Origin of the sequence: Nitrospira sp. (assembly GCA_024760545.1) — a bacterium.
In the GTDB taxonomy this organism is placed as follows: Bacteria; Nitrospirota; Nitrospiria; order Nitrospirales; family Nitrospiraceae; genus Nitrospira_D.
The window spans coordinates 2,957,430-2,981,844 of record CP060501.1 but is presented as its reverse complement, the minus strand read 5'-3'; the positions used below and the strand labels follow the sequence as shown (position 1 = coordinate 2,981,844).

General features: G+C 56.2%; 17 protein-coding genes. 3 read left to right on the top strand and 14 right to left on the bottom strand.

All coding sequences use genetic code 11. From position 1 onward, the window contains the following. Positions 1-16: 16 nt before the first annotated feature. From H8K03_14010 to H8K03_13955, 12 genes are all read right to left on the bottom strand, one after another. Positions 17-805, bottom strand: a complete 789-nt coding sequence (locus H8K03_14010; GenBank protein UVT18922.1) for a succinate dehydrogenase/fumarate reductase iron-sulfur subunit — start codon at positions 803-805, stop codon at positions 17-19. A gap of 8 nt (positions 806-813) precedes the next feature. After that, positions 814-2,727, bottom strand: coding sequence for a fumarate reductase/succinate dehydrogenase flavoprotein subunit (locus tag H8K03_14005; GenBank protein ID UVT18921.1), 1,914 nt, complete (start codon positions 2,725-2,727; stop codon positions 814-816). Beyond that, complete coding sequence (locus H8K03_14000; GenBank protein ID UVT18920.1) at positions 2,724-3,404, bottom strand: succinate dehydrogenase cytochrome b subunit; 681 nt, start codon at positions 3,402-3,404, stop codon at positions 2,724-2,726. Before H8K03_14000 ends, H8K03_14005 begins: the two co-directional genes overlap by 4 nt. A 129-nt stretch (positions 3,405-3,533) precedes the next feature. Continuing rightward, positions 3,534-4,781 (bottom strand): diguanylate cyclase, encoded by a 1,248-nt coding sequence (locus H8K03_13995; GenBank protein ID UVT18919.1) that lies wholly within the window; start codon positions 4,779-4,781, stop codon positions 3,534-3,536. A 189-nt stretch (positions 4,782-4,970) separates the two neighbouring features. Then, the gene (locus H8K03_13990) at positions 4,971-5,846 is read right to left on the bottom strand and encodes a hypothetical protein (protein ID UVT18918.1); all 876 of its coding nucleotides are present in this window, start codon (positions 5,844-5,846) and stop codon (positions 4,971-4,973) included. Then, positions 5,843-7,756, bottom strand: a complete 1,914-nt coding sequence (locus H8K03_13985; GenBank protein ID UVT18917.1) for a PAS domain-containing protein — start codon at positions 7,754-7,756, stop codon at positions 5,843-5,845. The genes H8K03_13990 and H8K03_13985 overlap by 4 nt, the downstream gene beginning before the upstream one ends. A gap of 13 nt (positions 7,757-7,769) precedes the next feature. After that, positions 7,770-13,676, bottom strand: a complete 5,907-nt coding sequence (locus tag H8K03_13980) for a cadherin domain-containing protein (protein ID UVT18916.1) — start codon at positions 13,674-13,676, stop codon at positions 7,770-7,772. A gap of 172 nt (positions 13,677-13,848) precedes the next feature. Further along, the gene (locus tag H8K03_13975) at positions 13,849-15,981 is read right to left on the bottom strand and encodes an HlyD family efflux transporter periplasmic adaptor subunit (protein UVT18915.1); all 2,133 of its coding nucleotides are present in this window, start codon (positions 15,979-15,981) and stop codon (positions 13,849-13,851) included. Continuing rightward, entirely contained in the window at positions 15,978-16,286 is a 309-nt protein-coding gene (locus H8K03_13970; protein UVT18914.1) for a hypothetical protein, read from the bottom strand. The genes H8K03_13975 and H8K03_13970 overlap by 4 nt, the downstream gene beginning before the upstream one ends. Further along, the gene (locus H8K03_13965; protein ID UVT18913.1) at positions 16,175-17,359 is read right to left on the bottom strand and encodes a hypothetical protein; all 1,185 of its coding nucleotides are present in this window, start codon (positions 17,357-17,359) and stop codon (positions 16,175-16,177) included. The genes H8K03_13970 and H8K03_13965 overlap by 112 nt, the downstream gene beginning before the upstream one ends. Positions 17,360-17,369: 10 nt before the next feature. After that, positions 17,370-18,158, bottom strand: coding sequence for an efflux RND transporter periplasmic adaptor subunit (locus H8K03_13960; GenBank protein ID UVT18912.1), 789 nt, complete (start codon positions 18,156-18,158; stop codon positions 17,370-17,372). Continuing rightward, on the bottom strand, positions 18,155-19,744 hold the full coding sequence (locus tag H8K03_13955) for a TolC family protein (GenBank protein ID UVT18911.1): 1,590 nt from the start codon (positions 19,742-19,744) through the stop codon (positions 18,155-18,157). Before H8K03_13955 ends, H8K03_13960 begins: the two co-directional genes overlap by 4 nt. A 686-nt stretch (positions 19,745-20,430) precedes the next feature. Here H8K03_13955 and H8K03_13950 point away from each other — a divergent pair. Then, positions 20,431-21,360, top strand: coding sequence for a UDP-3-O-acyl-N-acetylglucosamine deacetylase (locus tag H8K03_13950; GenBank protein ID UVT18910.1), 930 nt, complete (start codon positions 20,431-20,433; stop codon positions 21,358-21,360). Positions 21,361-21,582: 222 nt separating this feature from the next. On the opposite strand, the gene H8K03_13945 is transcribed toward H8K03_13950, so the two are convergent. Further along, on the bottom strand, positions 21,583-22,098 hold the full coding sequence (locus tag H8K03_13945; GenBank protein ID UVT18909.1) for a hypothetical protein: 516 nt from the start codon (positions 22,096-22,098) through the stop codon (positions 21,583-21,585). Positions 22,099-22,307: 209 nt separating this feature from the next. Here H8K03_13945 and H8K03_13940 point away from each other — a divergent pair, with 209 nt between their 5' ends. Both H8K03_13940 and H8K03_13935 read left to right on the top strand, forming a co-directional pair. Beyond that, positions 22,308-23,114, top strand: coding sequence for an inositol monophosphatase (locus tag H8K03_13940; GenBank protein ID UVT22485.1), 807 nt, complete (start codon positions 22,308-22,310; stop codon positions 23,112-23,114). Positions 23,115-23,220: 106 nt separating this feature from the next. Beyond that, positions 23,221-23,502 carry a hypothetical protein gene (locus H8K03_13935; GenBank protein UVT18908.1) on the top strand — a complete coding sequence of 94 codons (282 nt, stop codon included), beginning with the start codon at positions 23,221-23,223 and terminating at the stop codon, positions 23,500-23,502. 191 nt (positions 23,503-23,693) lie between these two features. On the opposite strand, the gene H8K03_13930 is transcribed toward H8K03_13935, so the two are convergent. Further along, positions 23,694-24,209: a type VI secretion system tube protein Hcp gene (locus H8K03_13930; protein UVT18907.1), complete on the bottom strand. Its 516-nt coding sequence runs from the start codon at positions 24,207-24,209 to the stop codon at positions 23,694-23,696. Between the last annotated feature and the right edge of the window lie 206 nt (positions 24,210-24,415).

Genomic DNA, 24,415 nt, shown 5'->3' with positions numbered 1-24,415 from the left:
ACTGTTGGTGGTTTTCCTAATCGGACTCTGCGTGGGGGGCTTCCGGCTCACTGAGAAGACCGGATTCGACGACGCCGGCACGGAGGTATTCACGATTGAGGTTGGCGATGAATCGGACACCGATGCTTTTGGGACAGACGGCTTCGCACTCATACTGGTTGCCGCAAGAACCAAATCCTTCCCGATCCATGGCTTCGAGCATCGCTCTCACGCGGTGTGTTCGCTCGGGCTTCCCTTGCGGCAAACTCGCCAAGTGCGACACCTTCGCCGCCACGAACAGCATGGCCGAGGCATTCTTGCACGCCGCCACACAGGCCCCGCAACCGATACACGAGGCAGCATCCATCGCAGTTTCGGCTTGATCCTTCCCGATCAACAGGACGTTCCCATCCACCGCTCCACCGGTGTTGACAGAGATATAGCCGCCTGCCTGCATGATCCGATCCAGCGCGCGGCGATCGACCACCAGGTCCTTAATGATGGGGAAGGACCGCGCCCGCCAAGGTTCGATCGTGATGACGGCCCCATCAGGAAACCGCCGCATGTATAGCTGACAGGTGGTAATGCCACGGTCCGGGCCATGCGGAACGCCGTTGATCACCAACGAACAACTTCCGCAAATGCCTTCGCGGCAATCCTGTTCGAATGCAACCGGCTCTTCGCCATCAGCGATCAACCTTTGATTAACACTATCGAGCATTTCCAGGAACGACATGCCGGAGCTCACGTCGCGCGCCTCATACGTCACAAACCGGCCGCTGTCCTCCGGACCCTTCTGGCGCCAAATGTTCAACGTGAATGTCATGTTGCCGATCACTGATAGCTTCTCATTGTCGGTTGTACGAACTCGAAGGCAAGGGGTTCCTTGTGCAAGATAGGCAACGCCCCCTGTCGATACTCCCAGGCAGCCACGTGCGCGAAACGGCTGTCATCGCGCTTCGGTTCACCGTCGTCCGTCTGATACTCCTCGCGGAAATGAGCCCCGCACGACTCCTCCCGATGCAACGCATCGTGACAGAGCAGTTCGGCGAATTCGAGATAGTCGGCCACCCGCCCCGCATATTCCAATTCTTGGTTAAACGCTTCCCCAGAGCCAGGGACCATCACATCTCGCCAAAATTCTTCCCGTAGCGCCGGGACCGATGCTAGCGCCAGCTTGAGTCCTGCCTCATTGCGAGACATCCCACAATGATTCCATAACAGCGTGCCGACATCACGATGGAAGGAGGCGGCCGTTCGACGCCCCTTCGCATTCAGCAGGCGATCGATCCGATTCGTCACGCGCTGAAGCGCCGCGCGAGCTTCCTTGTGGTCCTCTCGGATCAGGGAAAGCTTCGCCGTCGCCAAGTAATGGCCGATCGTATACGGAAGAATGAAATAGCCGTCGGCGAGCCCTTGCATCAACGAACTGGCTCCAAGCCGGTTGGCGCCGTGGTCCGCAAAGTTCGCTTCGCCGATGACGAAAAGCCCCGGAACGGTACTCATAAGATTGTAATCGACCCAGAGACCTCCCATCGTATAGTGCGGCGCCGGATAAATCCGCATCGGCGCGTGATAGGCGTCTTCACCCGTGATTCGATGATACATGTCGAATAAGTTGCCGTAGCGCTCGCGAACCACATCCAGCCCTTCCTGTTCAATCACATCGGCGAAATCCAGGTACACACCATGACCACTGGGCCCGACACCACGACCCTCATCGCATACGTCCTTCACGGCGCGGGATGCGATGTCTCGTGGCGCGAGATTGCCGAAACGTGGATACCGGCGTTCCAGAAAGTAGTCACGTTCTGCAGCAGAAATGTCGCCCGGACACCGGTGATCCGCCGACATCTTCGGCACCCACAGTCGCCCGTCGTTGCGGAGCGATTCGGACATCAGGGTCAACTTGGCCTGGTACGCGTCTCCCGGCGGGATCGCCGTTGGATGGATCTGCGTAAAGCAAGGATTTGCGAACGCCGCCCCCTGCTTCCATGCCCGGTACGTGGCTGTCACGTTGCTGCCGCTGGCATTGGTCGAAAGGTAGTACACGTTGCTGTAGCCACCCGTGGCAAGCACCACGGCATGGGCCGTATGGACACTCAACCGTCCAGTGACCAGATCCCGCACCACAATACCCCGAGCCTGACCGTCGACCACAATAAGATCAAGCATCTCGGTACGCGGGCGCATGGTGACTTGTCCGCGCTCAATCTGCCAACAGAGCGCCGAATAGGCGCCTAAGAGAAGCTGTTGTCCGGTCTGCCCCCGACAATAGAACGTACGGGAGACTTGAACGCCTCCGAATGACCGGTTTGCCAACTGCCCCCCGTATTCCCTGGCAAACGGAATGCCGAGCGCCACACATTGATCGATGATTTGGGTGCTGACCTGAGCAAGCCGATAGACGTTCGCCTCACGCGATCGAAAATCTCCGCCTTTGATGGTGTCATAAAATAACCGGCCCACACTGTCTCCGTCGTCCTGGTAATTCTTCGCCGCGTTGATGCCCCCCTGCGCCGCAATGCTGTGCGCACGGCGCGGGCTATCCTGAAAACAAAAGCACTCCACCTGGTAGCCAAGCTGGCCCAACGTTGACGCCGCGCTGGCTCCGGCGAGGCCGCTGCCGACGACAATGACCGTGAGCTTCCGCTTGTTGTTGGGGCTGATCAGCTTTTCGCTGAACCGTCGCCGGTCCCATTTCGTTTCCAGTGGCCCGGAGGGAATTTTTGCATTGAGCATCGTCATGCGCGCACAATCCCCAGGAAGACAGCCAGAATGATGGCGACATTGCCAAGCACCACCAACAGCGCGACCGCAGGACCAGCGGACTTGAACAGACGATTGAACGCCGCATGTTCCAATCCGAGGGACTGTAAGCTGCTGGAGACGGCATGGCTCACATGCAAGCCCAGCCCCAACTGACCTGCTACGTAGAGTCCTACGATGAGTGGATTTCGAAAGGCATGGATCAACCTGGCATAGACATCGCGATAGCCCTCCGCATCGACACGATCGGAAAATGATGGATCGACGACGCCCGCCGTCAAATGCAGCAGATGGAACACGATGAAGAGCAACAGGACAACCCCGGAGACCGCCATCGTCCTTGAAGCCAATGAAGCTTGGCGATAATCACGGATCGCGTATGCGGTCGGGCGGGCGCGGCGGTTTCGCAAGGTCAGCTGGATGGCCAGCACGATGTGGACAACCGCGATACTCAGCAACCCTATTCGGGCTGTCCACAAGAGGATCGGCATCTCGTGCAGAAACGCCGCGTAACTATTGAGCGCATGGGGTCCTTCGAATACCTGCAGATTCCCCAACATGTGGAAGATGACATAGACGATGAGCCCCAGTCCGGTCAGGGCCATCACGACTTTGCTGCCGACGGAAGACCGAAAATGACTAACCAGGCGTGTCATCCACCAGCATTATACACGTCTTGAATTCAAGAAAACGCACAGGAGTCTGAGGTGCGTCGTGCACATGATGGAAAACAACGGTGTGCCATCACGCTCCCGGATTCAGTCATCCTAACTGACCGGCCTTGCCTATCGGGCATTCGGTGAACTTGAGTGTGGAGTGATCCGCCTGACTTGAAGTTCGAGTTGCTCGGAAGGTTTCAACCATGGAACCAACAGATCGAGCGCCATCACACAATTCCGCGTACCTTGCTTGGCGGCATAGAGAGCCTTGTCTGCTTGATCGATCAGCTCCAACGGAGTTCGCGCTCCAAGGGATGTCGTCGAGACTCCGATACTCACCGTAAGAACCATGCCGGCCGCCATGCGGACTCGGCCGCCGGCCTCTGTTTCAATTCGAATTCGCAGTCGCTCCGCCAGGTCCGAAGCTTCGGCGAGCGTCGTACGTGGAAACATCAGGCAAAATTCTTCGCCTCCATAGCGCCCTACGATATCCGTCAATCGCAATCCCGCGGATAGACTGTACGCGACCGCTTGGATGGCTTGATCCCCGACTGCGTGTCCGAGTTGATCATTCACCCGCTTGAAATGATCGATATCGACCATCAAACAACAGAGTTCGGTCCCGTGTTTTCTACTGTCTGCAAACACCGTTTCGAACAGCGCGTAGAACGCGCGGCGGTTCAGACAGCCGGTGAGTGGATCTCGGGATGCGAGGCGTTCCAGCTCACCGTTTTGTCGTAGAATCTCCGCCTGCGCCGCTTCAAGATCCGCCACGGTTCTCCTCAGCGTGCCATTGATCTGTATGAGCTGGTGGTTGGCACGTTGGAGCTCAGCCGTGCGTTCATCGACGAGATGGCTCAATTCATTCAGTCGCCATGCAGCTCTACTCCCCAAATCCCACTTCCGGCAGAGCGCAGCGGCGAGTTGCATGACTTCAATGCCGATAAACGGCTTCTGAAGGATCAATAACTTGTCAGTTCTGCCTATTTTCTCGCTGATTTCGTCCCAAGGTTGATCTGAATATGCCGTGCAAATGACTATCTGCAGCCGCGCATCAGCTTCCCAAAGACGCTCGATGGTTTCCAACCCATCCCACCCGGGAGGCATCCGCATATCCACAAACGCCACGGCATACGGACGCCCATCATTGCTCGCCGCCTCTAATAAGGAAAGTGCCGTCTGTCCTTGGTCTGCGCAATCGATCTCGAACACTTCGGCAGACTGGACAGAAATAGGCTGCCCAAAAAGTGCCGCACGAGCCTGCTCCAGCGCTTTCTGTCCCGTCTCGGGTTGAAGAATTTTTCTAAAGTCATGATGAATCGACGAATTATCGTCTACGACTAAAATTCGGCGATTGAGAAGATCCGTCGACACCGGTTAGACTTCCTTCATCGTTCTGCCCGACCGCAATCTAGACGACCTTTTCCGATCCACCAACGCCATCGCATGCGGCTGCCTCTTTCGGCACGCTATGCATACGAGGGCCAACCAAGATTCGAAGGTTTGTATTTTCGGCAGCCATGATCGCTCAGCCAGATCTATCTGAGGAGCGGACCATCATCGTCATTGACGATGTTCCACCTGAGTTTCTAGTCTCCGACCCGCCATGAACTCATGCATGTCTCCGAGAAGCGTCCGCACATCTTGTGCGCACTTCTGTATCGTCGCCATCTGTTCCCGCTGCTCTGGATTGAGAGGGCTATCGACCAGCAGAGCGACTTTACTGATGAGCTCGCTCATAGGCACGGAGATTTCGTGACTCATAATCGCCAAGAACTCTTCCTTGTGCCGAAACGCGTCCGTAACGTCGCCTTGAGCCTGACTCGTGACATTCTCTACCGCCTGGCCGGGGACACGTTCGTGCAGACGCTCATTTGCTTTCTGCAATTCCGCTGTACGCTGCGTCACGCTGAGGGCAAGAATCTCGATCTGCAATGTGACCGCGCGTGCCAGGTTCCATTTTGTCGTCAGCGCCTTGGCCAGTTGAACGACCTCCATGCTGCTGAATGGCTTCATCAAAATGAGCAGCTTGTCGGTCTCGCCGATACCGCGGCTTACGTCTTCCCATGAATGGTCGGAGTAGGCCGTACACATCACGATGTGGATGTCAGGATCGGCCGACCACAGATGTTTAATTGTTTCGAGGCCATCCCATCCCGGCGGCATACGCATATCGACGAACGCCACCGCATAGGGCTTTCCTCTCCGAAGAGCAGCCTGGACAAGGTTGAAGCCCTCTTGTCCCTGACTCGCGAAGTCCAGGTCATACGGTACCGGCGGTGGAAGAATCGGAACCTCTCCGAACACGGCGGTCCGAGTCTGACTGAATAAGTCCGAATCGTTCGGAAGCGCCAACATTCTTCGGAAGTCCTCGTGGATGTTGACGTTATCGTCTATGACAAGAATTCGCCGATTGTCGGTGGCATGATCGGCTGTCATGCGGCGGCCTCTGCGAGGACTAACGGAAGATCAAGCGTGAAAGTAGCCCCACACCCTTCACCCGCGCTTTCCGCTTGCAGCGTTCCGCCAAGATTCTTGGCCACAATGGCGGCGCTATGTAGCCCCAGTCCATGGCCGGCCGTTCGCGTCGTAAACCCTTGGGCGAAGAGTTTCGGGATATGCTCCGCTTTGATTCCACCACCAGTGTCAGTAACCGTGAAGCGAACGAACGGTTTGCGATCGGAATACACTCCAATTCGTAGCGTCAAATGCCGGGGGAGCCCCGAGTGTTCAACCATCGAGTTCTTGGCATTGGTGATCAAATTCACCAACACCTGCAGGACCTGATGGCGATCCGTCAAGATCGTGGAGACCGGGCTGTATTCCCGCGCGACGTGGATGTGATACTTTTCCGGCTCGGGGATCGCCAGCAACAAGGCCTGTTCCATCAAGTTTTCAGCTGACGCGGGCTCGCGGATATTCCCCGCACGGGCGATCTCCTGCTGCGACATAATCACGTGTTTGATGTGGTCGAACTTGTTCACGAGGGAGTCGAGCTCGCTTTGGAGTGTCTGATGGCTTTCACTCAGCGATTCGGCCACCAAATCGAGATAGGTAGGGATCTGCTTCCCCATTGAATCAGCCGTCAAGAATTCTTGTAAGTTGTTCTGATGCTCATGGAACAGTGACGCAATCCGGCAGACATCACCCGCCATCGGCCTCTTGAGAGTTTTCAGCAAGGTATCCGTCGATACGTTGATGCTGTTGAGCACGTTCCCAACATTATGCAAGACATTTGACGCCACATCGGCCATCCCAGCTTGCCGCGAGGCCTGCATAAGTTGCCTGTATAGTTTCTCTTTTTCTGCTTCCGCCTTTCTTCGTTCATTCATTTCCACGTGAAGATTGCTGTTCATCGCTTCGAGTTCCTGGTTCTTGCTGAGGATCTCACGGCGTGACGATTCCAATTCGCTGTTGGCTTCCTTGAGTTGGGTATTAGCCCGATCAAGCTCGGTCACATCATGGAAGGAGACCAACGCGCCTCTGACCATCGATTCGTCGTCCATAATCGGTACGGTGTTAACCAGAAATTTTCGCGGCTTGCCCTCAGGAAGGCTTAGGAGCAGAGTAGTCCTATCCACGGACTCTCTATCCATAATGGCTCGAGTCCACGGATGAACGGCCAGCGAATCCGATGAAACGGTTGATGTCCATTCGAGAGCCCCGAGATCGTGTCCGATCAACGACGTCACAGATCTATTGACGGCGCGACCGAATGAGTCATTCGCCAAGACGATGAGGTCCTGAGTGTCGATCATGACCACGCCTTGTGTCAGCGCATCGAGCGCGGCTTTCACGCGTGTCGGAACGATGCCGGAGGGATCCAGTTGCCGGAGTGTGCGTTTCATGAACAAGAGGTACCCAATGAATCCCATGACACTCACGAACGCCAGGAACTGTACCCATGGATCGGTCAGAAAGCGTCTGATTCCGGAGGTCTCAGACTCGCGAAACGCAATCTGGAGCACTCCCCATGGCTGGTCCGCGGAAAAGATCGGGACTTGGAGAAATTGGAGCGTCGACTGGTCACCGGGTGGTTGAACCCAGACCTGCTCATGATCGCCGACCTGCGCAACAACCACGCCGGTCTTTTGAAGGAGAGCCAACGACAGAATGTTTTGATTCCGCGTGGCGAGCGTCTTCATCGCAAAATGAATCGTTTCGACCTGATCGCGTTCAGCCAAGGCCGAGTATTGAACTGCGAGCGACTCGACCAAATCTCGCCGATACTCGAATACTTGACGATCGTGGCTAGGCACCAAATCAACAAGCGAATAGCCGGCCAGCATAAGGCTGATCGTCAAACTGACCAGACCAAAACTGATCCAGACCAAAGGTTTGATTTTCATGACTGAGTTCTGTTCATGGACGTCGATTCTGTCTATTTGGTCCGTGATTCGAAGATTTCAACACGCGATCCAGGCCGCGGAATTGCCGCTTCTCATGTTCATCTGCCTCGCGCGCCGTGCGATCGCGTTTTCGGCGATCGCTTTCTCCCAGCCACAACACAGGCAGAGGGTCAAAACGCCTCCAGGCCGGCATCGAAACCAGGAAACTCGCGATCAACGACCCACCACGGAGAATCCAGGCGACGAATCCCGCAGATAAGGCCACCCCTGAGAATGACGCCACCCGCCCCATGAGGTGAGTCTGCGACTCTCGTTCTTGCACTCCGCGTTCCAGATCATCGGCTAACCTGGTCAACTGCTCGACAAGCTTGTGCCCGACGACCAAGACTTTCTTTATCGGCGGCGACGGCTGTTCCATCGACAACTTCGGCAGTTCCTGGGCCGCAATACCCGGAGGTTCGATCCTGGCCACCAATCGAGTCGCCATCACTGTCCTCGGCGGCAAGTCGTGGGTCGCACCCACGACGGAGACCTCTTTGCTCAGTCCAGCCGTCCCCATTGGCACTGAAGTCAGCTCCAGCTGAGGGGGAATGATTCCATTGCTACGACCAGGAGTGGACCCTGTGTCGGATCCTGAGCGTGAGCCAGACCCTAAACCGGTACCTCCAGTGCCTCCGGAGCCTCCTGCAGCGCCACTGCTACCCCCACCATCACCCGGCGGTGGGATAAACGGTGCCACTGTAAACGCAAACCTCGTCGTTCCAATCGTCCCTCCGGATCCATCGCTGACTGTGAACGTAAAGCTGTCGCTCGCGGCGACGGCGCCACTATGGACAAACACCACGTGGCCAGCATCAATATCGGCTTGCGTGAAGGTCGTGATCACCACGCCGGGGTTGGTCGTCAGTTCGAGTTGACCATTACTGGGAACAGTTGTGACGGTATAAATCAACTGGGCCGGAGTATTGTTGAGGTCGATCACTTGCAGCTCACCCGCTGTAATCACATCGGGCAATCCTTGAACGACCGTAGAGCCACCATTCACAGCCAGCGTCGGAGTGTTATTCACACCGGTCACCGTAATTCCAAACGTAGTGGCCGCTATATTCCCCCCAGCTCCATCACTGACTGTAAACGTAAAGGCGTCGCCGGTAGTCAGTGAGCCGTTATGAACATAGACAACCTCACCGGCATTGATCTGTGCTTGAGTGAAACCGGTGATGGGTATACCGAGAGCGGTGGAGAGCTGAAGTTGACCGTTCACTGGTCCGACGGTCACTGTATAGGTCAGCTGCACAGGGGTATTATCAACATCGGTCACCTGTAGCTCACCTAGAGTGATTGAAGCTGTCCCGCCTTGAGCCACCATGAAGCCAGTGTTGGCTGCCACCACCGGCGCATCATTGGCGTTTGTGACGACAATGGCCAGGGTCTGGGTATCCGTGCCCCCGTTGCTATCATCTACCTGGACCGTCACATCGTACGTATTATCTCCCCCACTGTCCGTCGGCGCCTCGAAGTTGGGCGCGGTGAGAAAACTCAACGCGCCGGTGCTACTGTCGATAGTGAACTCGGCCGCATCGGCCCCGCCGCTAAGACTATAGGTCAACGTCTGCCCGGCATCGACATCGGTGGCCGTCACCATGGTCACGGCTGTACTATTCTCTGCCATGTTGGTGATACCGGAGGCCCCGCCGCCGTTACTCGTGATCACGGGCGCTTCGTTCACGTCGGTGACCGTGACGGCGAGGCTCTGGGTATCCGTGCCGCCGTTGCCGTCGCTCACCTGCACAGTGACGTTGTAGACGTTGTTTCCACCACTATCCGTCGGCACCTCGAAGTTGGGGGCGGTGTTGAAACTCAGCACGCCGGTATTGACATCAATCGTAAAGAGACCCTGATCAGCGCCGCCGTTAATGCTGTAGGTGAGCGTCTGCCCATCATCGACATCCGTGGCGGTCACGCTGGTGACGTCCGTACCGTTCTCGGCCACGTTGATCGAGGCCGAGGTCCCGCCGCCGTTACTCGTGACCACCGGGAGTTCGTTCACATTCGTCACTGTCACAGCCAGGGTTTGCGTGTCGATTCCGCCGTTGCCGTCGCTCACTTGAACCGTCACGTCATAGACGTTGTTGCCGCCAGTATCGGCCGAGATTTCATAGTCCGGCTCAGTGAGGAAGGTGAGCACCCCGCTGTTGCTATCAATCGCAAAGAGAGTCTGATCGGCACCCCCGCCGAGACTGTAGGTGAGAGTCTGCCCCGCATCGACATCTGTGGTGGTCACGCTGGTGACGGCCGTATTGTTCTCAGCGACGTTGATCGAGGCCGAGGCCCCGCCGCCGTTACCGGTAATGACGGGGGCCTCGTTGACGTTCGTTACCATGACGGCGAGGGCCTGGGTATCCGTGCCTCCGTTGCCATCGCTCACCAGCACCGTCACGTCGTACACGTTGTTGCCGCCGCTGTCGGTCGGCCCCTCGAAGTTGGGGGCCGTGACAAAGCTTAGCGCCCCAGTGTCGCTATCGATGGTGAACTCGGCCGTATCGGCCCCGCCGCTGAGGCTATAGGTCAACGTCTGGCCATCATCGACATCCGTGGCAATCACGCTAGTGACGGCCGTATTGTTCTCAGCGACGTTGATCGAGGCCGAAGCCCCGCCGCCGTTACCGGTAATGACGGGGGCCTCGTTGACGTTCGTTACCATGACGGCGAGGGTTTGCATATCGATGCCCCCTTCGCCGTCGTCCACCTGCACCGCAACATCGTAGACGTTATCCGCCCCGCTGTCGGTCGGCACTTCAAAGTTCGGGGCGGCGAGAAAGCTCAGGACGCCGGTGGTGGTATCGATGGTGAACAACGCTTGATCCGCACCCCCGCTGAGACTGTAGGTGAGAATCTGCCCCGCATCGACATCGGTGGCGGCGGCGGTCGTGACGGCCGTATTGTTCTCGGCCACGTTGATCGAGGCCGAAGCCCCGCCGCCGTTACTCGTGATGACGGGGGCGACGTTGACATCAGTGACGGTGACGGCGAGGGCTTGGGTATCGATGCCCCCATTACCGTCGTCCACCTGCACCGTGACGTCGTAGACGTTGTTCCCACCGCTGTCGGTCGGCACTTCAAAATCGGGAGCGGAAATGAAGCTCAAGACTCCGGTGCTACTGTCGATCGTGAAGAAGGCCTGATCGGCTCCGCCGTTGAGACGGTAGGTGAGAATCTGCCCGCCATCGACATCGGTGGCCGTCACGGTGGTCACGATGGTGGTATGTTCTTCGACATCTGTGTTGCCGGACGCGCCCCCACCATTACTGGTAATTACGGGTGCCGCGTTCACGTTGGTGACAGTCACGGCAAGATCTTGGGTATCGGTGCCGCCGTCCCCGTCTGTCACCTGCACGGTGACGTCATAGACGTTGTTCCCGCCGCTGTCCGCCGGCGTTTCAAAGTCTGGGGGAGAGATGAAGGTCAACACTCCGGTGTTGCTGTCGATCGTGAAGAAGGCCTGGTCGGCCCCGCCGCTGAGGCTGTAGGTCAAGGTCTGCCCAAAGTCGGTCTCGGTTGCGGTCACGGTGGTCACAGCAGTGGTGTTTTCCGTGATGTTCGCACTGGCCGAAGCTCCCCCGCCGTTGCTGGTGATGATGGGGGCTTCATTCAGATTGGTGACGGTGATGGCGAGGGCCTGAGTATCGATGCCGCCATTGCCGTCGTTCACCTGCACGGTGACGTTGCACACATTGTTTCCACCACTATCCGTCGGCACCTCGAAGTTGGGTGCGGTGTTGAAACTCAGGGCGCCGGTGGTGGTATCGATGGTGAACAACGCTTGATCCGCACCACCCGCCAGACTGTAGCTCAACGTCTGCCCCGCATCGACATCGGTGGCAGCGACGGTCGTGACGGCCGTATTGTTCTCGGCGACGTTGATCGAGGCGGCTGCCCCGCCGCCATTGCTCGTGACCATGGGGGCATCGTTCACCCCACTGACCGTGACGGTGATATCGTAGTTGGCACTAGTGCCACCGTCCCCATCGGTGAGTACATAGCGCACCGTGCGCGCCCCCGTCGTCGGCGCCGCGGTATCCGTGTTCTCATAGGTGATATTCTTCGCAAGAGCGGTGACGGCCGTGGGCGTCGCACTGCTGTTGAGCGTAATGACCAGGTTCGCACCGCCACTGCCCCCAGCCACCGTTCCGATAGTCGTCCCGCCGTACGTCACGGTCGCTCCGCTGACCCCGATCTGCCCAGGTCCCGTGCCTTGATGGCGGACGCTGAGCACGTCTTCGGTGCTGTCGCTGCCGGCCATGAAGGACACAGTGAGGGTCCCGGTGTTGAAGTCGGCGGAATCCACATCGGTCACCGCCGCGTTGCCTCCCTGTTCGAGCACCACCGCCCCATCGCCCTCGCTGTATGCCAGAGTGTCTCCCGCCAGGTTGGTGATCGTCGGCGCATCGTTGCCGGTGGCATACAGCTCCCCCATATCTCCGCTGGAAAGGGCACGATTGTAGACACGGATATCGTCGATCAAGCCGGTGTAGTAGAGCCCATTACCTGCCGAATGGGAGAAGCGGCCGATCTGCATGTTATTGATCCCGGTCACATCGTCGTAAAACGCCGTGGTTGATGAGTTTCCCTGACTATAAGTCACGGAGGCTTGGACACCGTCGATGTAGAGTTTGTTGCCGCTCGTGTTCACCGTCGCTGCGACATGGTGCCATTGTCCGTCGTTGACCGAGGCTACCGAATTGACTCGCAGGATGGCGGAGTTGTTTTCCCACACTTCAAAGCTGAGCTTGCCGGACCCGGTGATCCACAGGCTGGCAACGCTAGAGTTAACGGTCGTCTTGCCGATATCGAAAAGGTCAGCGCTCGTGCCGGTGGTTTTGATCCACATCGCCACGGTGCCCTGACTGAGAAATTCGAAACTTCCCTTGTGAGCCGATAGATCGACATAGTCGTTCGAGATGTCTAGGGAAAGCTTGGCGATACCGACGATGTCTGTGGCATCCGTGCCATCGACGAATGCGCCGTTCGTCAACGTGCCGTTGTAGTTGTTGCCGCTTGAATCATTTGCGTTCGAGTCGAAGGTCCAATGCCCCAATAGTCCGGTCGTGATATCGAGGACCTCACCATAGACCGTCTGTCCTTGTGCAGTGACGGCGATGTCGCTCTCGATAACACCGGTATTGACTTCCAACGTCCAGTCCCCGCCTAGGCCCGCCGCCCCGGTCAGATCTGTACTGGCCGCGACATCGGCACCCGTGAGGGATGCCAGGGTCGAAATCGCGAGCTGGCCTGCCTTCCCTCGCCCGAAGTTACAGCCGTAGACCAGGATATCGGCACGCTGAGTGAGACTTTGACCGATCTGACGGAACTGCTGCGCGTAGGTCGTGCTGAGCGACTCCTGGGTGATCATGCTGGCGCCAAGATGGAGTTCCGCTTCCGTCCCTTCTGCAATCAAATGAACCGCATCGACGCTTGTGCGCGTGGCGAATGTCTCAGCGATTTGCGTCACCCCATCACGCGTGGGGTCAAGCACGACCACTTCGACGTTGGAACTGATGCCGTTGAGAAGATGTTGGTAGTCACGAACACTGGGGGAAAGGAACGCAATTTCCTGCCGAGCCATCGGCGTGTCGTAAGCCGCCAAGGCGTCGAATAACGCTTGGTCACCACCCGTGCGTGGCGACTCGCCTGTCGGCGCCGCATTGGGGGTGTGGTCAGTCGTTGTCGCGTGATCGGGCGAGGTAGCCGTATCCGCCTGCCGCTGCGCGACCTGATCGACAATCACCGTGCCGGCTGTAGCCACTGCGGCTCCGTCGAACATAATCCGTGGTTCGAGCGCAATCCAGGAAGGGCCATACGTGGGGAGAGGCGGACTCACTGGTACGGACGCTGGCCGCTTCCCGCAGACTGATTTCACTCCGGTTTTCTTTCGCCTACCTAGTATTCGCATTCAGTTTGGCAAGACCTGAGTTCGCGATGTATCAAGGAATGTTACAAGGCGAGCGCTGCCCCACGAAGCAAATTCATATTTCTAACAAATGCTAATTACTTAAGTGTGATGGCTGCGGTACTAATCTACCGTGCCGCATTTAAACTCCGCTTTCTCGAATCAGAATCCGAACCCCCTTTTCCCAGGCGTGGTGGACTAAGCTGATACGTGGGCCCTCTACCAGCACAGTCCCTCGCACAGCTTGGTTCCATCGTGGCGGCGGCTCGGTAAGGCGCAACGTGATGCGATAGATGGAGGTCTCCGGCCTCAATTTGTGATTGGCATCTTCTCGAACCGGCACTTCGCCGCCGTAGAGAGAGGCGAGGTAAGGAACGGAGTAGCTGCTTTCATCGATGTCCCGAATCTCGATGACTTGCGCCTTCAAACTCGGCCGCTCCGCACCTTCCGGAATAAATCGTGCTGACTGGCCCACGCGGAGATAACCCACGTCGGTTTCGGTGGCCAACGCATGCAGTTCTTCTCCAACCGGATCAACAATGTACGCGAGCGGCAGCTCCCTATTGATCCATCGTCCCACATGTAAGGCCTCGGCTCGGTCGGCCACCACTCCCGAGATCGGCGTAGCGAGGGACAGATTGTGCTGCTGTTGCACCAGCCCCTCGAGCTGAGTGAGCCGAGATTTCAGTTCTTCCAACGTCACGTCACGCCTTGCGAGTTTTTCCTGATCATGGGACTCTCGCCGACCTCTCAGTTGCTCGACCTCGATCTGTTTTTTGGTCAAGGCAATATCCTTTTCCAAGGCCGGTGATTCCAATGTCATCATTCCATCGCCCTTTTGCACATGTCCCCCTTCCGCTACGGTCAATTCGACAATTCTCCCCGGCACCGACGCATAGATTGTGGCATGCGGCGTTGATTCCAACACCGCCGGCAAGCTGATCCGATCCGACCAGGGAATGATGAACACCATAGCCAGCAAGACTGCGGCTCCGGCCGATATCCACACTCGCCCCGGGTCACGCACTGCTCCGCGTAGCGTCCACCAGGCTTTCAGCTCACGCAGGATCGGCAGCAGAATGAACCAGCCGATTTCAAATGCGAACAAAAGAAGTCCCAGCAATTTGAAGAAGAAGTGATAGACGACGAAGGCAATTCCGAGAAACAAGAGAAAGCGGTACAGCCACGTAGCCCACGCGAAACCAACCAAAAAGCGACGCCGCGTAGCAGAGACCGATTCAGGCATCGGCGTTTCCAGTCCAAATACCAACCGCCTGAGCTGCCATTGTCCAAAGGTACAAGCACGGTCATGTAAATTGGGGATACCCAGCAAGTCGGAGAGCACGTAGTACCCGTCGAAGCGTATGAAGGGATTGAGATTGATTCCCACCCCCAGCGCCAAACTCGTCGTTGCTATAAAAAATGTCACACTTCTTTCCACCCCATCATCCAGAAAGTTCCAGGCGCAAATCGAGACCGCCGCCAATGAGCATTCAACGATGATCCCAGCAGCACCGATGGCCGCACGCTGACGACGAGCGGTGAGCTTCCACGCTTCCGAAGTATCTGAATACAGCATCGGCACCATGAGCACGAGGGCGATGCCCATCGTGGATACGCGACACCCGTAGCGCGTCGCGGTATAGGCATGCCCGAGCTCATGCAAGATCTTGACGATGACCAGACATAGGACATACAGCATCAAGCCCTGCGGCGTGAAAAAATGCAGCATGGTGGCCGTAAAAGTGTTCCACTGGCGGGATGCGAGATAGAGACCGATAAGCCCGAGGAGCCCAATGATCCAGGCCGTCGATGGCGCGAAGAGCCATTCGATATATGGGAGAGTGGCCCGAAGAAACCGATTCGGCCGAACCAGTGGGATTTGAACAAACAGATAGTGGTGCACCAACCACATCAGCCACTGCGGCCTTGCCGCTTCTGATTGAGAACCATAGGTTCGGTAGCCCCCTTGCGGCGGGTCACGCATGAGATGGTGTCCATGCAAGAACTTCAACAGATCATCGATGTGTTTGAGAGTCACGCGGCAGGTCGTCTCGGCATGAATCGCCGTCGTCACGGCCTCTGCCGATCTGCCGTTCCACCGTGAGAGTATCTGATAGGCTTGCCACCCGATCTGGAAATATTTTCCGCGGAGGGGGTCTACGAGGACCCAGGTCGGCGACCCATCGTCCGCTGGAACCCCGGCGAGAAGCTGCAGATCCTCTCGCATTGGCGGAAGGATCACCGTGCTCTTTTGCGGTACCGTCGGGGTCATTGCCCAATCCATGGTCTCAACGTGGAGATCGGGCGACGGAACAAATACGTGAATAGTGAGACCCGTTCTCCATAGATCTTGGCGCTTCCCTGCCAGCCAATCCGTAATTCTGCTTCGCTTTGCACGAGCTGCGCTGTTACGCGATAGGCCAATACGTTGTTCGGCAAGACTTCGGCATGGTAGCTCGCATGGCTCACCGTGGCCGGCACGCTGGATAACGGATGGGCGTGGAGATATACCGACACCGATGCCCCTTCCCGCAGCACAATGGCATCGTCAACCGGAAGGTCAATCCTGACTTCCACCTGCCGAAGGTTCGCCAGTTCCATAATGCGCTGACCGAAATGCGCTGACCGACGACAACCGGCTTCCCAGTCCAATCGGATTTGTCGGTGTAGAGGACAAGTCCGGCCCTTTCGGCCTTGACATTGACCTTGTTCAATCGTTCGTACGCATAGTTTCGCTCCGTTTCCCGCAGCTCGACTTCGGCTTTCAACAGTGGCACGTCGGCCTTCTGTTCGGCTGCCACGAACGCTCCCTGAGCCGCGCGGCGATACTGCGCCATCGCGACATCAAGATTGCGCTCCGCAATCTGATATTCACTGCGGAAGGTCGTGTCCTCATACCTGAACAACACGTCACCTTGCGCGACCTGTGTATTGGGTAACACGACAACGTCCGAGATGACTCCGTCAATCGGAGCGCTCACGATCAGCGGGTCCTTGGCCACGATCTTGGCGGGAGCCAACGTCGACATGGGGACGGGGATGATCATGGCCCCGACCATCGTTCCGGTGAGCAGCCAAGTCGTTGTCCGGCTGAGCCTCCATTGCCAACGCGAGCTCTGAGACAGACCAACGGCCCGCCACGCGTAGGCATAGGTCTCACTGAGACGCTGTAGAACCGTGCGTTCGTGATCCGGCCACGGCTGCTCTCGCGTGAGCCACAAGCCTCCGACGATCTGTCCGTCCGGATGCTTGAGGGGACACCAGAGGCCATGACCGGCGGTAAATTCCTTCCAGTCAGATTTGAATTCGGCAGGACAATCGATTTCGACAATATGACGGATCTCCTGGCTTGTCGATGCCTTACGCAGGTCATCAACCAAGCATTCGGTCCATTGGATAAGGGGCATCGTGCGATCGACGACCGGAACGCTCGATGCGGCACGTACCTCATACTTCGGCGAAGCGGTTGTAGGAGATATCAGCAAAACGGCCTGGCGGTAGGAGACCAGGCGACGCGTTTCATTGACGAAGAGAAATTGCAGTTCCTGCGTGGTTCTGGCGGCCCGCACCATCCCTTCCAGTTGAAGAAGCGTAGACCACGAGGTATTTTTTGGAAGTGCGCTGTGAAGTGGGGCTTCTACTGACACCATAACGGCGTGATCAATGCGGACCTTCCGCGAACGACGCGATACCGCTCATTCCGGAGAGGACCCGGTCCGGTTTCGTACGAAATAGTCCCTTTACTTTGACTGTCTGGCTGGCAGGATCAACGTTTGCTCCGATGTCTTCCACGACGGCCGAATAGCAGGATCCCGTCTCATCCACCGCATATTCAAACGGCTGGCCGACTTTCAGCCATGTCAGTGACCGCGAAGGCAGGATCAGCTCTATCTCGAGCCGGCTGTCATCCAAGAGACTGATGAGTTGATCGTTGGGAAATACGTTTTCGTGCTCATTGGCGATGGCCTTGACTACACGTCCGGGAAATGGCGCCAGCACTGTACATCCGCTGACATTGACCTGCGCGGCCCTCACGGCAGCGAGTGCTTTCTCTGTCTCGGCCTGGGAAACGTCGAGCTCAAGATGTCCGACGGCCTGATGTGCGGACAGGCGCAGATTATTCTCATAGGTTTTCTGCTTCCCACGATACTCAGCCTGCGCGCTGGCCAGTTCCGCTTCGTATTTGGAACAGTCAAGCGCTACCAACAATGCCCCTTTCTTGAACCGTTGGCCTTCTTTAAAGGGTAGCTTGCTGATTCGGCCTTGCACCTGGCTGGCCAAAGTAGCCTGCGCGGTCGCCTTGACGACACCGCGTATGGTGCTGAGTTCCGCCGAACTGCTTGGCGGCTTCGCATCGAGCGTGGTGGCATTCACCGGCAGTGCACCGGACCATACCAGCGAGATCCCGACCAAAAAGTTGCCGACGACACACCAGTCGCGACGAATCACTCGAACAACTCCTTGCTTTTCGTCCAGCGAGCCCGTAATTGGATGGCCAGATCGGACAGCCCTTGCTCGGTCGTCAGGTTGTTGGGCAGAACATCTTCTCCGACGGACGCCAACAGTGAAGCCCACGCTGTTTGGAGCTCAGCTTCCATGGCGTCATAGCGTAGCTGTGCCGCCACCTGTGCCACACGCTCACGCAACAGCGCCTGTTCGCTCAGCTTGGCCGTGCGCCATGCTAGACGCGTTTGCTCGGCAATTTGAGACTGCGTGTCATAATACAGAGCGGCCGTCGAGACCTCCTTCTTCGCATAGGCGACCTGTGCCACGCTGACATGTACCTGCGACATGATGGCCATCGTCAAAGCAAGATCCTGCGTATGGAGAACTTTATCCTGCGCCGCAATGGTCTTGGCCCGAGCTGGATACCGTAAGAGGCTCAGCAAATTCCAACTGGTGCGGGCGGCATAGGCAGCCCAATGATTGTTGAAGAGAAAGGTGTTGCTATTGTAGTTTCCACCGGCCTGGAGATTCAGGCTGGGTAACATCTCAAGGATGGCGGCTTTGGCCTCGTGCGCGTTGATTCGACGACGGTAGTCGATCATGCGCAGCTCCGGACGCGACTGTAGAGCCCGGTCTTCCAACCCCGACATCTCGGGTGGGAGCTTCACGGTGAGGGCCTCTCGCTCAGGAACGATGAGGGCCAGTTCTTTCTCTTGCTCGGGAGGAAGGTTCATCAGTGCGGCCAGCTGAAGCTTGGCGGTGTTGAGTTCCCTGAATAACTGCTGAATGTATCGTTGCGTATTGAGGAGATCGAGCCTGTACTGCAAGGGAACCAGGGGCGTATGCAGCCGTTCATCTTGAACGGCTTGTGCTTTTTCAAGGGCGGTTCTCACCCATTCATCGAGCAGTTTGAGAGATGGGAGGATCCGTTCCGCGCTGACCGCCCGCCAATAGGCGATGCGCACATCCTGCATGATTCGATTGGCCACACGCCGCCGCTCTTCCTCGGCAATCAAGACGTCATCGGCCGCCTGCTTTGCCCGGATATAGGACAAACCGAAATCCAATACATTCCAGCTCAGCGACAGATCAGCTGAGAAAATGTTTCGTTCTGCTGATGTAAAGGGTTCGAGCACCTGCCGGCTGGTGAGCAAGGATTGTGCGACGCCGCCGGGGAAATTATTCCGCCCGTCAAACCCTGCGTTCGCCGCAAGACGGGGCAGCATGGCGTAGTGAGATAGATCAAGCTGCGTCTGCGCCAACATCTTCTGCATCAGCTCAGTCCGTGCGTCGAGGTTGTACTTCAGCGCCCGGGCCATCGCCTCATAGAGATCCACCGGGCCAGCGAGAGGTTCTTGATCCTTCGTCAGAACTGCCCGATCCTGTTTCACCCGTGACTGGACCTCATCAGCGGTCAACGGTATCGGTGTAATGGCGCAACCAGTGCCGAGGGCAACAATGACCAGCAACCACATGGGCGAAGCCAGGCGAGTGATACCACGCATTCGTTCGCTTGAAGAATCCCGCTTATTGACCGAGTCGCTCATCTTCTGTTCGACCGGACCAATGCACACCGAGCGCGCGCTCATAGCATTATCATTGCTATCAATTAGATTAGTTGGCTTACGTAGCTTTGTAGAGAGTATCTAACTTTAATTGTTTGTCATCAATTTTCATATTTTGGTACGTTCCACTAGTGAGACCAATGCAGCCTCGGACACTACGCATGTTGTGGGGTGGCGCAGCTACGAGTCGGAAACGTATAGAGACTAATCCCACGTTCAGCGACAACCCTATGGTGTGGAATCCATATGCCGCCAAGTAATTGGGCTGTCGAGGTGACTGGTGTCATGCGGCCGTGTGCGAATCATGGCTCCTTGCGTGACACGACCAGCCGAACCACAGTGCGGCGTGAGATGAGATCAGAATGGGTATGAGTGGATGTGTCGTCCCCACATTCAAGCGGCAAGCCTTGCAGCCGCAACACTATAACGATTCGGACCGGCGTCGGCAGCAAAGTGGGTGGACATTCTAGGTTGTCTCCGTATGCCTCACATGTTATTTTTTACTTCTCAGACAGCTTCCTTTCTCTTCACACAGGAGCCACCTGTCCGCGTGTCAGGTTTTTGTAATACACAGTTGTGTCTTTTTAGATACAGTATGAATTGTGATAAATGGTCATATTTTATAGATAAAACAATACTTTACGATTTATTTAGATAGGCTCGCTAATTGCTTACAGAGCGATAACGCGAATCTTATAAATGGAGGACTTGTGCGGAATCAACAAACCTTGGCATCAACGGTCACATGCTCCGGCGTAGGGCTTCACTCTGGTCGATCCGCGTCTATTACGCTACGACCTGCTCCCCCTGACACCGGAGTGGTGTTTGTCAATCGACAAGCAGACGTTGATGTCTATCTTTCCGCATCCGTTGAACACCGAGTCCCAACCGAATTATGCACAGCCATCAGCGGGAATGGGTTCCAGGTTCAAACCATTGAACATTTACTGGCGGCGTTGTCAGGATTGCAGATTGACAATGTCTTGATCGATGTGACGGCAACCGAAATTCCGGTCATGGATGGAAGCGCTGCGCCGTTTGTCCGATTGATACAATCGGCCGGAGTCGTATCGCTAGATCGAAAACAGCCTTTCCTTAAGATCATGGCGCCGATTGAGGTGGCCGAGGGATCGAAGCGCGTACGGATTGAACCGTCCTCTACTTCTCGAATCACCTATTCGATCCATTATGAACATCCTCTGATCAAGACACAGACCTATACCTATGACTGCTCTGTGAGCGCGTTTGAGAACGAAATCGCCGAGGCCAGAACATTTGGGTTTTTGCACGAAGTCCAAGCCTTGTGGGCTCGTGGCCTTGGCAAGGGCGGAACATTGGACAACACCGTCGTGCTATCGGGAGACGGCATCGTCAATGAGTCCGGGCTCCGATTCGACGATGAGTTCGTCCGTCACAAGATCCTCGATCTTATAGGCGACTTCTCTCTCCTGGGAGTATCCTTCATCGGCCACATCGTCGCAGACCGGTCAGGGCACGCACTCCACACTCGATTAGTTCAGCAGATCCTTCAGCAACCGGAAAAGTGGGTCCTTCTGAACGCGGAACCATCGGTTGAAAAAGCGCACCCAGTCACACATGTGCGCCGCCTCCAATCAGCCGTTGCGCTCCAGGCTTCCTAAAATAACAATATTGATCGATATTGTTGAGGGTAGCTTGTGTCTTACGGGCAGGGCGCTCTTCCGTCTTCAGCAATGAGACACATGGTACGCCGAGGGTAAGTGACCTCACCCCCGGCGTATCACATCATGGCGGGGATTACTTCTTCTTCTTCTTCGCTGCCTTCTTTGTTGCCAAGAGTCTCACCCCCCTTCGCAGTTTCAAGTTAGGCCCGATGACCAGTGCTATACAGCCTGGATCAGCATGTCATCCACGGCTTCGAACGTGTTGGGACCGACCTTTCTGAAGCGTTTATCCCGCTTGAGCGACGTCGCGATAGAAGTCAGCGGCGTTTTCCCTTTGATCTGCAACCCGCCTTCAATCAAACGTTGCACAAGTTCCTTCGCATGCATCGCCCGATTGGACTCGCGTAGTATTTCATAGGCGGCTTGAGGAACACTCTTCCCGACATATTTACTCCGCCCAAGAAGAATTTCTCGAGATTGATCGGTCACGTCCATAACAGGCGCAGACCGCATACCTTTGGAGTCATCTGTAGGAATGATCTGGTTCGAGAGGCTGGCCAGCTTGGCCTTGTCGGCCTCGACCCGGTAGAGGGTTTCAGCAAGTTCGAGGTATTTCTTGATGGTCGCGATTTCGTCGTCAAGTCGACGACGTTTTTTCTCTAGGTCCTGGAACCGGCTCTTATACGCGTTGATTCGTTGTTCCAGCCCAACCAGGATGTCGGTTAATTCTTCCACAAGCACCCCGACTAAAGCATGCTTGCTTTATAGCATTGCTTGTAATCTGTGTCAAGACATATTATTTGAATAATACATTTCATTATACGTATGTACTCTTGCACGCAAGTAATACTTTTCTCATTGCTGTGGATAAGCCTTGTTCTACTGAAAGGATCATGATTTATTCATATGAACAGTTTGTGTCGTGCTAAAATCAGGCCGTGCCGATTCCTCACGAATCAGTTCCTGCGAAGCTCCTCCTAGACACAGCGGTTGCCGCCAGTCAAAAAGCCGGTGCCATTCTTCTCAAGTATGCCGGGGCTGGCTTCAATATCGAGTACAAGAACCCGATCAACTTGGTGACCGATGCAGACCATGCCGCGGAGCAGTGCGTTATCGATTCTATCCAGACTCGCTTTCCGACCCATCGGTTCTTGGCCGAAGAGCGTGGGCCTGTCGAAGACACTCCATCGCCCTATCTATGGATCATTGATCCGTTAGACGGGACGACCAACTTCGCTCATGGCTACCCAGCCTACTGCGTGTCCATTGGCCTTGAGTACGATGGGCGATGCATCCTCGGAGTCATCTACGACCCCACACGAAATGAACTGTTCACTGCCATCGAAAATGGCGGCGCCCAGTTAAACGGCCGCTCCATTCACGTTTCCAACACAATCAGGCTCGACAACAGCCTCTTGGTCACGGGATTCGCATATGACATCAGGGAATCGCCGCGAAACAACCTCGATCACTTTTCCAAGTTTGCCCTCAAGGCACAGGGAATCAGAAGGACGGGTTCCGCTGCCCTAGATCTCTGCTATGTGGCAGCGGGACGTTTCGATGGTTTTTGGGAAGTCCGACTTCATCCATGGGATATGGCAGCCGGGTCGGTGATTGTGCGGGAAGCCGGAGGGCGGCTGACCGATTTCCGCGGGAGAGACCTTACCATCTATGGGCAGGAACTTGTGGCCAGCAATGGGCCAATCCACTCGGCTATGCTTGAGGTTCTCGCCCAAGAGGGGTCGCGATAGAATGCCTTGCTTCACGACAAGACATCCTTCGCCCGTGGATCTCTGGATATACAACCTGACGCTGAATACGGTATGCTACACGAGCTCGCAAGACCGAGGTCATCTCATGGCACGCGCGGTTCCCCCTTCCGGACAACCGAACATGACCCCTTCCAGCAATAAAGCTACCGACTCGGCGTGGGATGTGGAGCTGCTCCGCGTTCTCGTCAGCAGGACAGGGACGCAGGTTGAGGCCCAATGGGCCATCCATCCTCAATTAAAGCATGACTTACTGCCCAAAGAATGGCAAGAGGTGACGGATCTGATGGCGAAGGTCACCGACATCGTAGGGAATCGATTTTCCGAAACCCTTTCGAATGTCGATCCCATGCCTCCCGGTCATGCCTGATCGTTCCATCGTTCTCTTCTTACCTTCTCCACGTCCTGCGCGATCTGCGGCGGAGCCTCACTGGTTCATGGCATACAGATGAGAAACCTGGTCGAGCAGTTGTCGATGTAGATCTCCGAACAGTCTCCAGGCGTTCAGCCTACTAGGGGAACTTTTCAGATCGAGCGGAGATCCCGTCCTCTCCGTAGGAGTCAGCGACTCTTCGCTCTAGTAGACTTGATCCTTCTTACGTCGACCATCGCGGTGACTGAGCCGCCAAGCGAACCATCGGGGCTTTGCTCTTTGTATTCAATTTCAATTCTGGCGAAGTTGCACGCTACCTGTTCGACAGGTGCATCGCTAACCCCGCTTGATCCGCCCTGTTGGTAGGAAGAGATCACGACATCGGTCAATCTGATCCTCAAGTACTCCTGTTTTTCGTCTCCTGCTTTTCTTGCGAATAGCGTGACATCTCTCAAGCGCATTCCCGTGGCGCATGCCTCAAAGAGCTTCGGTGAGGCCTTGCTGGCTTTCGCCGTAAACTGAAAGTCCTGCGCGTTGAATCTTCCGCTGGCGATACCCGGCCTTGTTGGCCCTGACGGCTTTCCTTCAACCGAGCCAGCCGTCCCTCCGAACGACCACGCATCCAGTGCGATTTCTCCCTTGTGTCGCGCATCCGTGCTCTCGCCTTCAATCCCGTCGATTTTGAGGAAATAGTCGTCAGCCATAATATCCTCCTATGAAAGTGGGTAGCTGTCCTGTCTTGAGTAGATCAATGAATGGTTACCGACCTCGCACGATCCTCCGTTCGTCGTGAGCCTGTCGAACCACGAACGGAATGACACGGAATCAGGAGCCCTTCGACAAGCTCAGGGCAAACGGATTAATGTAAAAGTTGCAATATCCGGTCACATGCACCCCGCAGACCATAGAA

Excerpts from the sequence above, each read along its gene's own strand:
- H8K03_13930 (UVT18907.1), bottom strand. The coding sequence starts at position 24,209 with ATGGCTGACGACTATTTCCTCAAAATCGACGGGATTGAAGGCGAGAGC.
- H8K03_13990 (UVT18918.1), bottom strand. The coding sequence starts at position 5,846 with ATGACAGCCGATCATGCCACCGACAATCGGCGAATTCTTGTCATAGAC.
- H8K03_14010 (UVT18922.1), bottom strand. The coding sequence starts at position 805 with ATGACATTCACGTTGAACATTTGGCGCCAGAAGGGTCCGGAGGACAGC.
- H8K03_13955 (UVT18911.1), bottom strand. The coding sequence starts at position 19,744 with ATGAGCGCGCGCTCGGTGTGCATTGGTCCGGTCGAACAGAAGATGAGC.
- H8K03_13965 (UVT18913.1), bottom strand. The coding sequence starts at position 17,359 with ATGGTGTCAGTAGAAGCCCCACTTCACAGCGCACTTCCAAAAAATACC.
- H8K03_13985 (UVT18917.1), bottom strand. The coding sequence starts at position 7,756 with ATGAAAATCAAACCTTTGGTCTGGATCAGTTTTGGTCTGGTCAGTTTG.
- H8K03_14005 (UVT18921.1), bottom strand. The coding sequence starts at position 2,727 with ATGACGATGCTCAATGCAAAAATTCCCTCCGGGCCACTGGAAACGAAA.
- H8K03_14000 (UVT18920.1), bottom strand. The coding sequence starts at position 3,404 with ATGACACGCCTGGTTAGTCATTTTCGGTCTTCCGTCGGCAGCAAAGTC.
- H8K03_13975 (UVT18915.1), bottom strand. The coding sequence starts at position 15,981 with ATGACCCCGACGGTACCGCAAAAGAGCACGGTGATCCTTCCGCCAATG.
- H8K03_13935 (UVT18908.1), top strand. The coding sequence starts at position 23,221 with ATGGCACGCGCGGTTCCCCCTTCCGGACAACCGAACATGACCCCTTCC.